This is a genomic window from Nonomuraea sp. SYSU D8015 (genome assembly GCF_008065375.1).
Classification (GTDB): domain Bacteria; phylum Actinomycetota; class Actinomycetes; order Streptosporangiales; family Streptosporangiaceae; genus Nonomuraea.
Genome location: NZ_VJYI01000015.1, coordinates 190,073 through 206,082, shown reverse-complemented (window position 1 = coordinate 206,082; position 16,010 = coordinate 190,073). Strand labels below are relative to the sequence as shown.

Genomic DNA, 16,010 nt, shown 5'->3' with positions numbered 1-16,010 from the left:
CCGTGATCGAACCCGTTGTCCGCGACCTCCTCGCCCGGCATCCGGCGGGCGTGCCGGCCACCACCAGGCCCGACGGCGGCGTGCGGCAGTCGGTCGTCCACTTCGCCCTGGACGGCGACCGCCTGCTCGTCTCCACCGAACCCGCTCGCGCCAAGGCCAAGGACGTGCGGCGCACCGGGCGCGCATCCCTGTGCGTGGTCGGCGCGGCGCCGCCGTACCCGTCGGTGACGCTGGAAGGCGTGGCCCGGATCCGGACCGCCGGCATCGGGCCGGACACCGCACGGGTCTGGTCACGCATCGGCGGCCAGAACGCCGGGCCGCTGAGCGATGCCGACCTGGCCGCGATGAACCGCGTCATCGTCGAGATCACCGTCGAGCGTGTCTACGGCGGCAGCTATCTCGAGAGCACGGCATGAGCGATCACGGTCAATCGCACGTCGTTCCGGTGGTGATCGTCGGCGCAGGTCCGACCGGGCTGACCGCCGCGACGCTGCTCGCGCAGTACGGCGTCACATGCCTGGTGCTGGAGCGGTGGGAGTCGATCTATCCACAGCCCCGGGCCGTCCACCTCGACGACGAGATCCACCGCATCCTGGCCCGCCTCGGACTCGGCGAGGAGTTCGCCGCGATCTCCCGGCCCGCCTGCGGCCTGCGCCTGCTCGACCGGAACCTGCGGGTCCTGGCCGAGTTCCGCCGCGGCACCGCCATCGGCAGGAACGGCCACCCCGAAGCCAACATGTTCGACCAGCCGGACCTGGAGGCGCTCCTCCGCGCGAACCTGAGCCGCCACCCCGTCATCGCACTGCGCGGCGACGCCGAGGTCACCGCACTCCGCCAGGTCGGGCCCGGCCCGGTGCGGGTCGACTTCACCGACCGGTCCACCGGCGAGCGCCACTCGGTCCACGCGGTCTACGTGCTCGGCTGCGACGGCGCCAACAGCCTGACCCGCGCCTCCATGGCTGTCACGATGCGGGACCTGCGCTTCGCGCAACGCTGGCTCGTCGTCGACGTGGCCACCGACGCCGATCTGGCCGTGTGGGAGGGCGTGCACCAGGTCTGCGACCCGCGCCGCGCCGCCACCTACATGCGCGTCGGGCACCCCCGCCACCGCTGGGAGTTCCGCCTGCGGCACGGCGAGAGCGCCGCCGTGTACCAGGCGATGGACCGCCTGCATCCCCTGCTCGCACCCTGGACCGGGGACGTCCCGGTCGAGGAGCTGCGCCTCCTGCGCGTGGCCGAGTACACCTTCCGCGCCCAGGTCGCCGACAGCTGGCGAGACCGCCGGATCTTCCTGCTGGGCGATGCCGCCCACCTCACCCCGCCGTTCATCGGCCAGGGCATGGGCGCCGGGCTGCGGGACGCGGCCAACCTGGCCTGGAAACTGGCGGGCGTCCTCAACGGGAGCCTGCCGGACCACGTCCTGGACACGTACGAAACGGAACGAAAACCGCACGTGCGCACCCTGATCCGGATGGCCAAGCTCGTCGGGACGGCGATGACACAAGGCGGCGAGCTGGGCGATCTCCTCCGCGCCGTCCTGGCGCCGCTCCTGCCCCGGCTGCCCGGGCTCAAGCGGCGGATCCTGAGCAGCCAGACCCCGGCCCTGCGCCGGTCCGCCCTGGTGATGCGGCCGCGCCTGCGCCGCAGTCTGGCGGGCCGGCTGTGTCCCAATCCGATCATCGACGGGGGGCGGCGTTTCGACGAGGTGGCCGCCGGCCGGTTCGCCGTCGTGTCCTCGATCGGGGTGACGGCGGCGCAGCGGGCCCAGGTGGAGCGGCGCGGCGGCGTCCTGCTCGTGGCCGGACCGGGCGGCGAACTGCACCGCTGGCTGCGGCGGGGAAACGCGACGGCCGCCGTCGTCCGCCCGGACGGCACGGTGCTGCGCGCGGGGCGTGACCTGCCGGCGCTGTGCGCGGGCCTGCCCCGCTTCACGGCCGCCGCCGTACAGACACCCTGAACATCATTAAGAGGACGGGTCGTACGCTTGGGAAGCAGGTGCGAGCGCCCGGCGGGCCGTTTCGAGGAGTGATCATGGCAGCGGACCTGACGGCGTCGCAGTCCGCGACCCTGCGCGCGGTGGTCGACACGGTCGTCCCCGCCGATGACGACCCGGGCGGCGTCGAGGCCGGCGTCCTCCGCTACCTCGCGGGGCAGTTCCGGGGCGACCTGGCCGGCCTGCTCGCCTACTACGGCGCGGGCCTCGACGCGATCGACGCCGAGGCGCGCGAGGTGTACGGCGCGGGCTTCGCCCTGCTCCGGCCCGGCCGTCGCGAGGCCCTGCTGAAGGCGGTCGAAGCCGGCGACACGCACACGCCGTGGCCGTTCGACGCGGCCACGTTCGTGAGCACGGTGGTGGGGCACGTCATGGAGGGGTTCTACGGCGATCCGGGCAACGGCGGCAACCGCGACGCCGTCTCGTGGCGGATGATCAGATTCGAGGTGCGGGACTGATGCGGGAAGCCGCGGTCGAGGCGGAGCCGGAGGCTCGGGGTTGATGCGGGTGGACGCGGTCGTGGTCGGCTCGGGCGCCGGGGGCGGGGTCGCCGCCGCGGTCCTCGCGCAGGCAGGCAAGCAGGTGCTCGTTCTCGAACGCGGCCGCGATGTCACCTACGAGGAGATCGGCCGCGATCATTTGCGCAACCACCGGATCGCCCGCCATCCGCACCGGGCCGGGACGGACCTGGAGGGGAACCCCCGCGTCTTCGTCGACGTCGCGGGCCGGGAGCGTCTGGTGCGGGCACACGAGCCGGGCTTTCACGGCAACCCCACGCTGGTCGGCGGAGGCACGCGACTCTATGGGGCCCAGGCCTGGCGTTTCCTGCCGGCCGACTTCGCGATGGCGAGCACGTACGGCGTGCCCGCGGGGAGCAGCCTCGCCGACTGGCCGATCGGTTACGACGACCTCGCGCCCTTCTACGAGCGTGCCGAGTGGGAGATCGGGGTGTGCGGTGATCATGTGGCGAGCAGCCGCCACTGGCCGCGTGCCAAGCCGTACCCGATGCCACCGCTCCCCGAGGGCCTGCAGGCCAGGGCGCTGCGGCAGGGCGCGGCCGCCCTGGGCTGGGACGTGCTGCCGGTGCCGCTGCTGATCAACTCGGTGCCGTACGCCGGACGGGACGGCTGCACGCGGTGCGGGCACTGCGTCGGCTTCGCGTGCCCGGCGGACGCCAAGAACGGCTCGCACAACACCGTCCTGCGCCGCGCGCTCGCCACCGGCCGCGCCCGGCTGCTGCCGGAGGCCGTCGCCGAACGCGTCGAATGCGATCCCGCCGGCCGCGTCACCGGCGTGCGCTGGGTGGACCGCTCGGGGGCGCGTCACGTCGTCGAGGCCGAGGTGGTGATCTGCGCGGCCGGCGCGATCGAGACGGCGCGGCTGCTGCAGAACTCGCCGACCCGGCGCGAGCCGTACGGGCTGGGCAACAACCACGACCAGGTCGGGCGGCACCTGCAAGGTCACACCTACGCGTGGGCTCTCGGCGAGATGCCCGAGCCCGTGCACGACGGGCTGGGCCCCGGCGTCTCGCTCGCGACGCTGGACTTCGCGCACCAGAACGACGGCGTCGTCGGGGGAGCCATGCTTGCGGACGAGTTCACCGTGCTGCCGATCGCCTTCTGGGCCCGGAACCTGCCTCCTGACCTGCCCCGCTGGGGCCTGGACAACAAGCGGTACATGCGGGAGAACTACCGCCGCGTCATGCGCGTCGGCGGTCCCGTCCAGGAGATCCCCAGCCCTGACGCGAGGGCGCGGCTCGACCGCCACGTGCGCGACCGCTGGGGCATCCCGGTCGCCCGCCTGTCCGGCACCACCCACCCGGAGACACTGCGCACCGCCGCCCACCTCGCCGGCCGCGCCCGCGCCTGGCTGCACGCCTCGGGCGCGCGGCGGACGTGGACCGAGCCGGCGCACCTGGCCTTGCACGCCGGGCAGCACCAGTCGGGAACGTGCCGGATGGGCGACGACGAGCGGGCGTCGGTCGTCGACCGATGGGGCCGGGTGCACGGTCACGACAACCTGTACGTCATGGACGCCTCCGTGCACGTCACCAACGGCGCGCTCAACCCCGTACTGACGATCATGGCGCTGGCGTTCCGCGCGGCCGAGCGGCTCTGCGCCGACTGGTGACGCCGGGCACGGTGGCTGAAAAGCCCGACTGCGGTCATCGGACGAGGCCTCGGGCGGTGCCGGTCAGCCAGTAGATCGTGACGTTGGGAGCCCACCCGCCCACTTGACACGTCATACGCTCCGGCTAAAGTACATGACACATCAATTGATGCGTCATGTAACGGACGGACGAAGGAGAAGACCGTGGCGGACAAGAAAGTGATCGCGGTGGTCGGCGCGACCGGAGCCCAAGGCGGCGGCCTGGCCCGCGCCATCCTGGCCGATGCCGGCGGCGCCTTCGCGGTCCGCGCGCTGACCCGCAACCCCTCCTCGGACAAGGCGCGGAAACTGGCCGCCCAGGGGGCCGTGGTGGTCGAGGCCGACATCAGGGACGAGGCGCGGCTGACGGAGGCGTTCGACGGGGCGCACGGCGCCTTCCTGGTGACCGACTTCTGGGAGCACATGTCGCCGGAGCAGGAGAAGCAGGACGCCGCCACGATGGCACGGGCGGCCAAGAACGCCGGCCTGCGCCACGTGATCTGGTCGACGCTGGATGACACCCGCGCCCACAGGGCACAGGACGGGCGGCTCGTGCTCGCCCTGCCGATGGCCGACGGCAAGCTCGCCGGCATCGCCGCCGAAGACATCGGCAAGACCGCCTACGGCATCTTCAAGCGCGGCGACGAACTCGTCGGGCACAGCGTGTCCATCGCCGGTGAGCACCTGACCGGCGCGCAGATGGCCGCCCACCTCAGCAAGGCGCTGGGCGAACAGGTCACCTACGTGCCCGTGCCCTTCGACGCCATGCGCGCGCAGCCGTTCCCCGCCGCCGCCGAGATAGGGAACATGTTCCAGTTCTACGCGCAGGTGCCGCAGTTCGTCGCCGACCGTGACCTCGACGTCGTCCGCGGCCTCAACCCGCAACTGCAGGACTTCGAGCAGTGGCTGGCGGCGCACAAGACCGACCTGGCCGGCATCTGACCACGACCCCGCCGCCCCCCGCATCCCTCTCCACGAGTCCTGGAAATCGCCCGTGAACATCGTTTTGTGGATCGTCGCCGCCCTGCTCGCCCTGGTGTTCCTCGGCGCCGGCGGCGCGAAACTGGCCCAATCGAAAGAAAAGCTGACCGCCTCGCCGAACATGGGCTGGGCCGAGGACTTCCCGCCCCGCGCGCTGAAGGCGATCGGCGCGCTGGAGGTGCTGGGCGCGCTCGGGCTGATCCTGCCCCCCGCGCTGGGCATCGCCCCGGTGCTCGCGCCGCTGGCCGCCGCCGGGCTGGCGGTGACGATGATCGGCGCCATCCTCACACACGCCCGGCGCAAGGAGACCCAGCCGATCGTGATCAACGTGGTGCTGCTCGCGCTGGCCCTGTTCGTGGTCTGGGGCCGCTTCGGACCGTACCCCTTCACCTGACCGATCCGTCCCTGGAAGGGAGGAGCCATCACCGTCGACCCGGCCGCGACGGGTGAACTGCCGCCGCCGCTGGACGAGGACCAGATGCAGCGCCTCGGGCACATGTTCCGAGTGAGCCGGGCGGTGCGGCTCCCGGACCCGGACTGACCTGTCGCGGGGGCGGGGTCCATCCTGGCTGGGCGGCGCGGGACGATCGGATCGCGCCGTCCGGTGTCATGTCGTGGCGTCGTAGCTGGAAACCAGATTGCGTGGGAGGTGGTCTCGGTGAGCAACGTGGAAGCCGAGCCTGTCGAAATGAGATGTGGAGAGCCGGTGGGCGAGGGGCGGCCGGGAGAGGTGCCCTCGGTCGACGTGCTCTCCGCGCGGAACGTGCCCCTGGGCGGGCCGCGGGCGATGTCCGTACGGCGGACGCTGCCGCAGCGGGCCCGGACGTTGATCGGAGCCTGGTGCTTCGCCGATCACTACGGCCCCGACGACGTCGCCCGGTCAGGCGGCATGGAGGTGCCCCCGCATCCGCACACCGGCCTGCAGACGGTGAGCTGGCTCTTCAGCGGGGAGGTCGAACACCGCGACAGTCTCGGCAGCCACGCCTTCATCCGGCCCGGTGAGATGAACCTCATGACGGGCGGGTACGGCATCGCCCACTCGGAGGTCTCCACCCCGCGCACCACCGTCCTCCACGGCGTCCAGCTGTGGGTGGCGCTGCCCGAAGAGCACCGCAACGCCGGACGGGACTTCCAGCACCACGTACCCGAACCCGTGCGGATCGACGGCGCCGAGATCAGGGTGTTCCTGGGCTCGCTCGCCGGAGACGCCTCCCCCGTGCGGACCTTCACCCCGCTGCTCGGCGCCGAGATCACCCTCGAACCGCATGCGACGATCACCCTCGCCGTGGACGCCGCCTTCGAGCACGGCCTTCTCGTGGACAGCGGCGACGTCCGCGTGGCCGGCACCCTGCTGCGCCCGGCGGAGCTCGGCTACGTCCGCCCCGGCGCCGACGCCCTGGAGCTCACGAACACCTCGGACGGCCCGGCGAGGGCGCTCCTGCTCGGCGGCACTCCGTTCGAGGAGGAGATCGTCATGTGGTGGAACTTCATCGGCCGCACACATGAGGACATCGTCCGGGCCCGAGAGGACTGGGAGGCCTCCTCCGACCGCTTCGGCGTCGTCGACGGATATCCCGGGGACCGCCTTCGCGCGCCCGTCCTGCCCCATGCCACCATCAAGCCGCGCGGGAACCCTCCGCGTACCGAGCTTCGTCCGAAAGGCACGCCATGACACAGCCGTCTGCCACTCCGACCGTCGAGCGGGTGGATGCCGAGCATCGATACGAGATCCTGGTCGACGGCAAGCGGGCCGGCCTGACCGCGTACCTCGACCGCGGTGAGCAACGGGTCTTCTACCACACGGAGGTCGACGACGCCTTCGCCGGCCAGGGCCTGGCCGCGCGGTTGGTCCTGCGGGCGCTCGCCGACGTGCGCGCCTCGGGGAAGCGGATCGTGCCCGTCTGCCCGTACGTGGCCAAACTCCTGAAGAAGCATGACGAGTTCGCCGACATCACCGACCCCGTGACCCCCGACGTCCTGCACTGGCTGAGAAAAGAACTGGGCTGACGCCGTCGCCGTCCGGTTCCAGCGCGGTGATCCCGTTCCGCACGGGCCCGCTGCCGCCGGGCCGCCACTCGTAGCCGCCGTCCTGGGCGCTGCCGAGGACATGGCGGAGGGTCGCGCCGGGGCCGTTGGGCCTGGGCCGGCGTTCAGCCGGCGGGCGGTCCTGCCCATCGCGGGAGCGGCGGTCTTCCCCGCGGTCTCCAGGCCGGGGGGGCGCGAGTCACCCCCAAGCCGAGAACCACGTCGTCAGCCCCGGCGGCGGTGCCGGGCCTGCGCGGCCGTCGCGGTCACGTGGCGGTGCCGGGCCTGCGCGGCCGTCGCGGTCACGTGGCGGTGCCGGGCCTGCGCGGCCGTCGCGGTCACGTGGCGGTGCCGGGCCTGCGCGGCCGTCGTGGTCACGTGGCGTGGAGGCGGTAGGGGATCAGGTCCGGCGGGCCTCGGACGCTTCCGCAGGGGTCGCGGCACGGGCGCGGCCGACGATCCGCCCGCGCTCGGAATCGGGGAAGCGGTCGAGTCTGGCCTGGACCTCGCCGGCGTCCACGACGGCGCCGAAGAGCTCGGTACCCGGTTCGAAACGCATGCCCTCGGCGAGGGGGCCGGCGACGACCGGATCGAAGCCGAGCCTGTCGACGAGGGTGGCCACGGCGGCCAGGCCGGCGGGGTCGTCGCCGGCGATCGCGATGGCGGTGCGTCCCGGCTGCCCGGCAGGGCGGGCCTTGTCTTCGAGGTCGTGGTAGCCGAGGTGGTTGAACGCCTTGACGACGCGGGAGCCGGGAAGGAACGCCTGGACGATCTCGCTTGAGGAGGTGCGGGGGTCGGTGAGGTCGTCGCGGATGCCGTCGACCTCCCACCAGTAGTTCATGGCGTCGACGACGAGCTTGCCGCGCAGCGCTTCGGCGGGAATGCCGCGGTGCTTGCCGAGCGGGAGGGCCAGGAGGACGACGTCGGCGCCGGCCGCGGCGTCGGCGGCGGTGGTGGCGACCGCTCCGGGGGTGAGCACCTCCACGGTGAGGGCGATCTTGGCGGGGTCGCCGGAGCCGGCGACGAGCACCCGGTAGCCGGCGGCCACGGCGAGCCGGGCGAGCACGGTGCCCACCTTGCCGGCGCCGAGGATGCCGATGGTCTCAGGGCCGTTGGGGGCGCTGCCGTTCATGTCGTACTCCAGTTTTCGATGCCTGCCGAGGGGCGGGTCAGCCGGCGAGGATGTCGCGGACCATGGGGATCACCGTGCTGCCGTACAGCTCGACGGCGCGCAGGCGGGCACTGACCGGCTGCGATCCGGCGGTGTAGATGAGGTCGAACCTGCCGACGCCGAGGCTGCCGACCGTGGCGGCGATCTTGCGGGCGACGGTCTGCGGTGAGCCGATGTAGAGGGAGCCGTGCTCGATCTCGGCGTCGAACTCCTGACGGCTGACCGGCGGCCAGCCGCGCAGGGCGCCGATCGTGTCGCGGATGACCCGGTAACGGGGCCAGAACACCTCCTTGGCCTCCTCGTCGGTGTCGGCGATGAAGCCCGGGGAGTGCATGCCGACCGGGTGCGCGGTCGTGCCCAGCTGCTCGGCGGCGCGCCGGTACAGGTCGATGTAGCCGGCGAAGCGCTGGGGCGGGCCGCCGATGATGGCGAGCATGAGCGGCAGGCCGTGGCGCGCGGTGCGGATGACCGACTGCGGTGAGCCGCCGACGCCGACCCAGGTGGTCAGGTGCCCGGACTCGGTCTTGGGGAAGACGTCGGCGTGCTCGAGCGGGGCGCGCATGGTGCCGCTCCAGGTCACCGGCTTCTCGTCGAGCAGCTTCACGAAGAGCTCGAGCTTCTCCTCGAACAGTGTGTCGTAGTCGCGCAGGTCGTAGCCGAACAGCGGGAACGACTCGGTGAACGAGCCGCGGCCGAGGATGACCTCGGCGCGGCCGCTCGACAAGGCGTCCACCGTGGCGAAGCGCTGGAACACGCGGACCGGGTCGTCGGAGCTCAGCACGGTCACGCCGGAGGCGAGCCTGATGCGCTTGGTGCGCGGGGCGATGCCGGCCAGCACGGTCTCCGGGGTCGATATGGAGAACTCCGGCCGGTGGTGTTCACCGAGGGCGACGACGTCTATGCCGAGCTCGTCGGCCAGCACCGCCTCGTCGACGACCTGGCGGATGGCCGCGGCGTGGGAAAGGAGCGTCCCGGAGTCGTCCTCCGGCACGTCGCCGAAGGTGTCGAGGCCGAACACGAGATCAGACATGGGTGGGCTCCTCGCTGAGCACTTCCTCATTACATGACACATCAGGTGATGCGTCATGTACTTTAGCCCCAAAGACGCATGACGTGTCAAATGTCAGGATTTGAACTTGGCGACCCATGGACACCAGTGCGGTTCGGTGAGAAGCCGGTCAGAGTCACCGGTCCGGAGCATCGGACGGCGTCGATCGACTACGGGATCGTGCTGGAAGGGGAGGTAGTCGCCGGGACGGTCACGAGCGGGTGGCGTCGGCGATGCCCTTGTGGGAGACGTGTGCGGTGAGACCGCCGTCGACCACCAGCTCGGCGCCGTTGACGTACGCGGACTCGTCGGAGACGAGGAAGACCATCAGCGGGGCGACGTCCGCGGGCGTCCCGGCGCGGCCCAGGGGGATCTCGGCCAGGGCCGCCCCGGTGAACGCCGGGGAGGCCGACGCCATCAGCGGGGTCTCGATCAGCCCGGGCATGACGGCGTTGACCCGGATGCCGCGCTCGCCGAGTTCGAGCGAAGCGCTCCTGGTCAGGCCTCGCAGCGCCCATTTGCTCGCCGTGTACGCGGCCGCCACGTGCCCCGCCATCGCCGCCACCGAGCAGACGTTGACGATCGAGGCGCCCGCGCTCATCAACGGCACGAGCGCCTGGATCCCGAGGAGCGGACCGGTGACGTTGATGTCGAAGGTGCGCTGCCAGACCTGCGGATCCACGTGGGGGATCCGGTCTCTGGCGGCCACTCCGGCGTTGTTGACGAGGGCGTCGACCCGCCCGTGACGCTCCCGCAGCAGCGCGGCCAGGTCGTCCCACGCCCGCTGGTCGCGGACGTCGAGACTCACGTAGCTCACCTGCAGCCCTTCGTCCGTCAGGCGGTCGGCGAGCGCCCTGCCCTCGCCGTCCAGCACGTCTGCCGCCACGACCGTCGCGCCTTCCCTGGCCAGCGCCTCCACCTCGGCCGCGCCCTGGCCGCGGGCCGCGCCGGTGACGACGACGACCTTGCCCGATACCCGTCCCATGCCCGCCCCCTCAGACCGGCGGCACGACGAACACGCCGCGGTCGACGTCGTTGATGAAGCTCTCCTTGGCGATCAGCTCAGTCGCGAGCAGGTCGATCGCACAGCGACACCTGTCGAGAATGTTAAGGGCAGGCGACATCGCGCCAGGCGAGAGGCCTGGCAGACGCCGATCTCCCGCTTTTCCAACGGCCCGGTCCCCGCGGCTCTGAAGCAGACCCCTTTCCGATGGCTTCGACCGCGTGTTCGGGGGGCCGGCCATGGAGGGGGCTGCCCGCGCACGGTTCCCGGCATGAGGACCATCGGCGAGAGGTCCTGCACCGGGTCGGCCTGGAGGTCGAACAGCAGGCTGCCGTGCTGCCAGGGGTTCATCCGACCGCGGCCCGCCGGCATCCGCATCGTCCGGAGCCCCTTCGTGAAGCGGAGCAACTCGGCCGGCTCCCAGTCCGCGAGCTCGGCGGGGCTGAACGGCCGCCTGATCCGCTCGCCGGCTACCGCCGGGTGAAGGGGCGGACATCGATGACGGTCATGCCCGCCGCCGCGGCGGCGGCGATGCCTTCGTCGCTGTCCTCGTAGACGGTGCATCGTCCGGGAACGGCACCCAGTCGGTGTGCGGCCAGCAAGAAGATCTCGGGCGAGGGTTTGCCGCGCTCGACGTCCTCGCGAGTGACCACCGTGGTGAAGCGCGACGCGTAGGGCAGATGCCGCATGGTCTCCATGATGATGCGGCGGGAACCGCCGGAGGCGACCGCCATGGGCAGGCGGCCGTACCAGGTGTTGACGATCTCCAGCAGAGCCGGGTGAGCCCGAACGTGATGCGCCTCTGCGAGAAAGCGCTCGTCGCGATGGGCGACGATCTCCTGCACGGGCACGGGCAAGGTCAGTCCGCGTTCCTGAACAAGGGCATCGATCATCTCTGCTGAGGAGAGCCCGGTCCGGGAGCCGAACCAGGATTCCTCCAACGCCACCCCGACCTGGGACAAGGCCGCCGCCATCGCGCGGTAGTTGGCGCTTTGGCTGTCCACCAGCGTGCCATCCCAGTCGAAGAGCAGACAGTCCGTGTCATGCGGGGCAAGCTTGGACAACACGGGAATGATCGCCTTCTTCCGCCATGAGGGGCATCGCACCGGGCGGGAATGCATCCTACTGGCCCCCACCCGGCTCCATGCGACCAGGCGGTTCCGTAGTGACCGCGACGAGCCGGATCGCCATGTATTGGCGCGCCGGCAGGGGGACGCGGAAGCTGCCCGAGTACGTGCCGGGCAGCCTCTCGACGGTCATGTTCCACGTGTCGATCACGTCGACCGTCCAGACCGTGCCGGGCTCCATCGTGACGTCGCGATACGACGGCCGGTTGAAGCCGAAATAGGCGATCAGGTAGCGCGACGCCACACCGCCCCAGGGGACGTCCCAGTCGCTGGGCAGCGGGTCGAGCACACCGGTCGGCGATTCCTCGATGATCCGTCTGAGGAAGGCGATCCGGTCCGGGCTCGAGCCGACGAGTTCGCCGCCTTTCGACCACCACAGCTCTTCGCGGTCGTTGAGGTAGGTCTCCCCATGCCCCACGTAGCCGCCGCGCACCGCGCCTTCCCAGAAGCGCCGGGTCATCTCCTCTCCCGTGATGTTGCCCCAGCCCTGGTCGATGTCGCCTTCGTAGGCGCACTCGTCGACGACGACGGGTTTGCCCCACTGCTGACGCCACTGGTCGGTGTTCTCCGCGGTGCGGTACACGTCGATGCGCTGCACACTCGCGTGGGTGATCCACGGGCGGCCGTAATCGTAGAAGCCGAAGCAGTTGTGGATGGAGAGCAGGTGCCCGACCGGGTCCTCCTCGACGACGATCGCGGCCAGCCGCTCCCAGTCGTCGACGGTCTTGGAGGACAGCAGGTCGTACTCGTTCGCGAGCGACCACCAGACATTCGGCAAGGCCGACAATCGCCGGACCACGTAGCGGATGTAGCGGTCGTCCGCGGCGGCGCCCATGTCGGAGAAGCCCCAGCGATCGTAGGCGTGGAACAGGATGACATCGGCTTCGACGCCGATCGCCGCGAGCTCCGCGATCCGGCGCTCGAAGGCGCGGAAACAGGCGGGGTTGAAGCGCGTGAAGTCCCACGAGCCGTCGCCGTCCCGCTCGAAGGGGTAGAGCGGAGGCTCGTTGGCGTTGAAGAGGTACGCCTTCGGGAAGACCCCCATCCGGATCTTGGTGAAGGGCGAGCCGGCAAGCGTGCGCAACGTCTGTTCCTGCAGCGCTTCGCTCTGGTGGGTCCAGGCGTACGCCGTCGTGCCGAGCGGCAGATGACCCGTGCCGTCCGCGTGCGAGAAGTGGAACCGGTCGGCAACCCGGACGGGGCCCCGGCCGGTACCGGCCGCCGCGGTGAGCTCCACGGTGACGCCGTCGAGGGAGGGCGTGGTCGCCTCCGTCGTGACGACCCAGCGTCCGGGCTGGTCGGGCAGCAGCCGCAGGCGCCAGATCCCGTCGCCGTCGTAGAAGCCGCCGAGCCGGCGTGCCGACCCGTCGGGGGCGGTCACGCGTGCGTGCAGGTCCACGTCGACGAACGGATTGCCATGGCTCGGCCCGGCGAGTGCGAGCTCCCAGGTCGCCCACACTTCGCCTGCGGCGGGCGCGGAGATCACTTCCGCCGAACCGCGGGGCGTGCCGGCCGGCTCGTAGCGGGGATCCGGCGCGATCGCCGGCGGATCAGGGCGCACGCTCGGATCGCCGGCATCGACTGCGGCGAGCTCGCGCCACAGGTCATCGAGCTGTGCGGAGGTGAGGCGGGCGTGCGGGCCGGCGGCCGTGATGTCGCCGAGCGTGCGCCGGCGCAGCTGCACCAGCATCGGCGAGTTCACGACCCCGGGCAACGCGCGGCGGAGGATGCCGCTGGCCTCGGCGTGGTCGAGGACGTCGGCGAGCAGACTGTGCGGCCCGAAGCCCCGGCCGTTCACGCCGTGCCGCCCGGGGCGCCGATCCCGGCGGCGCGATCCTCGCATGATGCGGGACAGCGTCTCGGCGTCGGGCCCGGGCCGCGGCTCGCCCGCGTCCACGGCGTGTCGTCACGGCGCCGGAGCACCTCGATCAGGAGGTTCTCCTTCGGGCCGAAGCTCTCATGGGGCCGGGGGCGCGGCGATGGGGGCGCTTCCCTGTCGGGCAACAGTGTTCCCTTCAGCTCAGTCCGTGTGATTCCGGCTGTGGCCATCAGGAGTCGTGACATACCGACCAACGGTCAGCATTTTGCCCTGACTGTTGGTCACGCGCCACGGCGACCGCCCCTGCCGCTTCGCCCTCCCCCGTCACATCCGTCCCACCGGGGCACGCAGTGCGCAGCACTTGCCGGACCGCTACCCGGTAGGCTCGTCGCCGTACCGAGACGTACCAAGACGGACGGGCCCGAGGGGACCGGGGCTCCAGTGCCGAGAGGAAGGGAGTCACGCCTCGAGGAGACAGCGATGCCGCATCGCCCCGAGTCCCGAGAAGCCGGTGCCGGTTCGGAGTCCCCGAACCTCGACTTCGCGGGCACGACCCCGTACGAGGACTACGTCCGCGCGGACGTCCTCACCCACCTCCAGCACCGTGGCCTGGCTGGAGAAGCGGGCCGTGAAGAACGTGTTCCCCGAGCTGTGGACGGCGCGCAGCCATGTTTGATCCCACCCGCACCGCGAACCTTCGACGTCAGGAAACCGCGAATCTCGTGAACTTTTTGGATCTTTCGGAGAAGGCGTCCAAGCTCGACGAGATGGACGCGCTGCGTGCCAAGCGCGCCGAGTTCGTCCTCGACGACGACACCGTCTACCTGGACGGGAACTCGCTGGGCGCGCTGCCGGCCACCGTGCCCGGCCGGGTGGCCGACGTGGTGGCCAGGGAGTGGGGACGGCTGCGCATCCGATCCTGGACGGAGTCCGGGTGGTGGACCGCGCCGGAACGGATCGGTGACCGCATCGCCCCGCTGGTCGGCGCGGCGCCCGGCCAGGTCGTCGTCGGCGACTCCACCAGCGTGAACGTCTTCAAGGCGCTGGTGGGCGCGGTGCGGATGTCCGCCGCCGAACGGGACGAGATCGTCGTCGACGCGACGACGTTCCCCACGGACGGCTACATCGCCGAGTCCGCCGCCCGGATGACCGGCCGCCGCCTGGTCGCCGTCGACCCGTCGGAACTCCCGAGCACCCTCGGTCCACGCACTGCCGCCGCGCTGGTCAACCACGTCGACTACCGCAGCGGGCGGCTCCACGACCTGCCGGGTGTGACGGCCGCCGCGCACGCCGCGGGCGCCCTGGTGGTGTGGGACCTGTGCCACAGCGCCGGCGCGTTGCCGGTCGGGCTCGACGCGTACGGCGTCGACCTCGCGGTCGGCTGCACCTACAAGTACCTCAACGGAGGCCCCGGCTCGCCTGCCTTTCTCTATGTACGGCGGGACCTGCAGGCCCGCTTCGACTCCCCGCTGCCCGGGTGGAACTCGCACCGCGACCCCTTCGGCATGTCACCGCGGTACGAGGCCGCGGACGGCGCGCCGCGGGGCCGCGTGGGCACCCCCGACATCCTCTCGATGCTCGCCCTGGAGGCGGCACTCGAGGTGTGGGATGGGGTGTCGATCGAGGCGGTACGGGAGAAGAGCCTGGCCCTGACCGACTTCTTCCTGGAATGCGTCGCGGCGTACGTGCCCGCGGGCCGAGTCGAGTCGATCACCCCGGACCGGCACGCCGAGCGGGGCAGCCAGGTCGCGCTGCGGTGCGCCGACGCGGCCGAGGTGATGCGCCGGCTGATCGCCCGAGGGGTCGTCGGCGACTTCCGGCACCCGGACGTGCTGCGCTTCGGCTTCACGCCGCTGTATGTGTCGTTCGCGGACGTGGAGCGGGCGGCGCGGGTATTGGCGGAGGTAGTTTCATCACCCGCGGGCTGAGCCGGTCCTCCCGCGTGCTCCCTGCCTCCAGCGGCAGCACCAGCCGTTCCTCCGGCTCCAGCCTGCCGACCCGCCCGCCGCCGAAAGTGATGGAGCGTCAAGGCATCGCGGAGGGCTGAGAGCCGCAGTCCCCAGCACCGCACTCACCCCCCTCGCCTGCGAAAACACGCAACTGGAGTGCGAGCATGGCGTAGTAGCCGACCAGCGTCGTCAGCTCGAACAGGCCTCGCTCCCCCACCGCGTCCCTGGCGTCGGCGTACTCGTCGTCGCTCAATGCGCCGCGCCGCAGCAGCCCGGCAATCACTGTCAGGACGGCCCGCTCGACCGGGTCGGCGAGCTCCGGCACCCCGCCGGCGCGCAGCGCGGCCATCTCGGCCTCGGTCAGGCCGCTGACGCGGCCCACCGCCTCGTGAGCCTCTCGCTCGAAGGCGCTGCCCCAGTGAGCGGCCACGGCGAGGATCGCCATCTCCCGCGCCCGGTCGCTCAGCACGGAGCCGTAGCGCACGGCCGCGCCGAGGGCCTGCACCGCGAGCCCCACCGGCGGGCTCAGGAGCATGGCGTTGAACGGGCCGCGCAGGCGCCCATCCTCGTCGGTCAACGCGAATGCCTGCGGACCGGCGGCGCGGGGGCCGCCGGTGATGGCCCGGTAGACCTGCGCCTGCTCCTCGTCGAGTTCGCCGGGCAGCAGCCCGGCCAGTCGCGCTCTCATCAGCTCTCCTTGTCGCCGTTGACGCGAATGTACGTGGGTGCCGGCCAAGGGGCTGCGG

Annotated in this window: 17 protein-coding genes; 9 read left to right on the top strand and 8 right to left on the bottom strand. The window is 71.6% G+C overall.

What is annotated here, in order from left to right; translation table 11 throughout:
• Positions 1 to 2: 2 nt before the first annotated feature.
• The 8 genes from ID574_RS43020 to ID574_RS42985 all read left to right on the top strand — a co-directional run bounded on the left by ID574_RS43020 (position 3) and on the right by ID574_RS42985 (position 7,129).
• Positions 3 to 416, top strand: a complete 414-nt coding sequence (locus ID574_RS43020; RefSeq protein WP_188194797.1) for a TIGR03618 family F420-dependent PPOX class oxidoreductase — start codon at positions 3 to 5, stop codon at positions 414 to 416.
• Positions 413 to 1,957 carry a bifunctional 3-(3-hydroxy-phenyl)propionate/3-hydroxycinnamic acid hydroxylase MhpA gene (gene mhpA / locus ID574_RS43015; protein ID WP_188194796.1) on the top strand — a complete coding sequence of 515 codons (1,545 nt, stop codon included), beginning with the start codon at positions 413 to 415 and terminating at the stop codon, positions 1,955 to 1,957. Before ID574_RS43020 ends, mhpA begins: the two co-directional genes overlap by 4 nt.
• 74 nt (positions 1,958 to 2,031) lie before the next feature.
• Positions 2,032 to 2,451: a gluconate 2-dehydrogenase subunit 3 family protein gene (locus ID574_RS43010; RefSeq protein ID WP_188194795.1), complete on the top strand. Its 420-nt coding sequence runs from the start codon at positions 2,032 to 2,034 to the stop codon at positions 2,449 to 2,451.
• Positions 2,452 to 2,494: 43 nt separating this feature from the next.
• Positions 2,495 to 4,123 carry a GMC family oxidoreductase gene (locus ID574_RS43005; protein ID WP_223167668.1) on the top strand — a complete coding sequence of 543 codons (1,629 nt, stop codon included), beginning with the start codon at positions 2,495 to 2,497 and terminating at the stop codon, positions 4,121 to 4,123.
• 183 nt (positions 4,124 to 4,306) lie between these two features.
• Positions 4,307 to 5,083: an NmrA family NAD(P)-binding protein gene (locus ID574_RS43000; RefSeq protein WP_188194793.1), complete on the top strand. Its 777-nt coding sequence runs from the start codon at positions 4,307 to 4,309 to the stop codon at positions 5,081 to 5,083.
• A 52-nt stretch (positions 5,084 to 5,135) separates the two neighbouring features.
• A complete protein-coding gene (locus tag ID574_RS42995) occupies positions 5,136 to 5,516 on the top strand; it encodes a DoxX family protein (protein ID WP_188194792.1) in 381 nt (126 codons plus the stop codon).
• Positions 5,517 to 5,780: 264 nt separating this feature from the next.
• Positions 5,781 to 6,794: a pirin family protein gene (locus tag ID574_RS42990; RefSeq protein ID WP_188194791.1), complete on the top strand. Its 1,014-nt coding sequence runs from the start codon at positions 5,781 to 5,783 to the stop codon at positions 6,792 to 6,794.
• Entirely contained in the window at positions 6,791 to 7,129 is a 339-nt protein-coding gene (locus ID574_RS42985) for a GNAT family N-acetyltransferase (RefSeq protein ID WP_188194790.1), read from the top strand. Before ID574_RS42990 ends, ID574_RS42985 begins: the two co-directional genes overlap by 4 nt.
• A 243-nt stretch (positions 7,130 to 7,372) precedes the next feature.
• Here the strand turns inward: ID574_RS42985 and ID574_RS42980 are convergent, their stop codons facing one another.
• From ID574_RS42980 to ID574_RS42955, 7 genes are all read right to left on the bottom strand, one after another.
• Positions 7,373 to 7,525, bottom strand: a complete 153-nt coding sequence (locus ID574_RS42980; RefSeq protein WP_188194789.1) for a hypothetical protein — start codon at positions 7,523 to 7,525, stop codon at positions 7,373 to 7,375.
• A gap of 22 nt (positions 7,526 to 7,547) precedes the next feature.
• Positions 7,548 to 8,279 carry an NADPH-dependent F420 reductase gene (locus ID574_RS42975; protein WP_188194788.1) on the bottom strand — a complete coding sequence of 244 codons (732 nt, stop codon included), beginning with the start codon at positions 8,277 to 8,279 and terminating at the stop codon, positions 7,548 to 7,550.
• A 37-nt stretch (positions 8,280 to 8,316) separates the two neighbouring features.
• Positions 8,317 to 9,348, bottom strand: a complete 1,032-nt coding sequence (locus ID574_RS42970; RefSeq protein ID WP_188194787.1) for an LLM class flavin-dependent oxidoreductase — start codon at positions 9,346 to 9,348, stop codon at positions 8,317 to 8,319.
• Between the two features lie 229 nt (positions 9,349 to 9,577).
• Positions 9,578 to 10,351: an SDR family NAD(P)-dependent oxidoreductase gene (locus ID574_RS42965; protein WP_188194786.1), complete on the bottom strand. Its 774-nt coding sequence runs from the start codon at positions 10,349 to 10,351 to the stop codon at positions 9,578 to 9,580.
• A 10-nt stretch (positions 10,352 to 10,361) separates the two neighbouring features.
• Positions 10,362 to 10,490 carry a hypothetical protein gene (locus ID574_RS62010; protein WP_262496117.1) on the bottom strand — a complete coding sequence of 43 codons (129 nt, stop codon included), beginning with the start codon at positions 10,488 to 10,490 and terminating at the stop codon, positions 10,362 to 10,364.
• A 349-nt stretch (positions 10,491 to 10,839) separates the two neighbouring features.
• Positions 10,840 to 11,436, bottom strand: a complete 597-nt coding sequence (locus ID574_RS42960; protein ID WP_223167667.1) for an HAD family hydrolase — start codon at positions 11,434 to 11,436, stop codon at positions 10,840 to 10,842.
• A 55-nt stretch (positions 11,437 to 11,491) separates the two neighbouring features.
• The gene (locus tag ID574_RS42955; RefSeq protein WP_223167666.1) at positions 11,492 to 13,393 is read right to left on the bottom strand and encodes a DUF5605 domain-containing protein; all 1,902 of its coding nucleotides are present in this window, start codon (positions 13,391 to 13,393) and stop codon (positions 11,492 to 11,494) included.
• A gap of 653 nt (positions 13,394 to 14,046) precedes the next feature.
• Between ID574_RS42955 and kynU the strand changes: the two genes are divergently transcribed.
• Positions 14,047 to 15,243, top strand: coding sequence for a kynureninase (gene kynU, locus ID574_RS42945; RefSeq protein ID WP_223167665.1), 1,197 nt, complete (start codon positions 14,047 to 14,049; stop codon positions 15,241 to 15,243).
• A gap of 97 nt (positions 15,244 to 15,340) precedes the next feature.
• On the opposite strand, the gene ID574_RS42940 is transcribed toward kynU, so the two are convergent.
• The gene (locus ID574_RS42940; RefSeq protein WP_188194783.1) at positions 15,341 to 15,952 is read right to left on the bottom strand and encodes a carboxymuconolactone decarboxylase family protein; all 612 of its coding nucleotides are present in this window, start codon (positions 15,950 to 15,952) and stop codon (positions 15,341 to 15,343) included.
• Between the last annotated feature and the right edge of the window lie 58 nt (positions 15,953 to 16,010).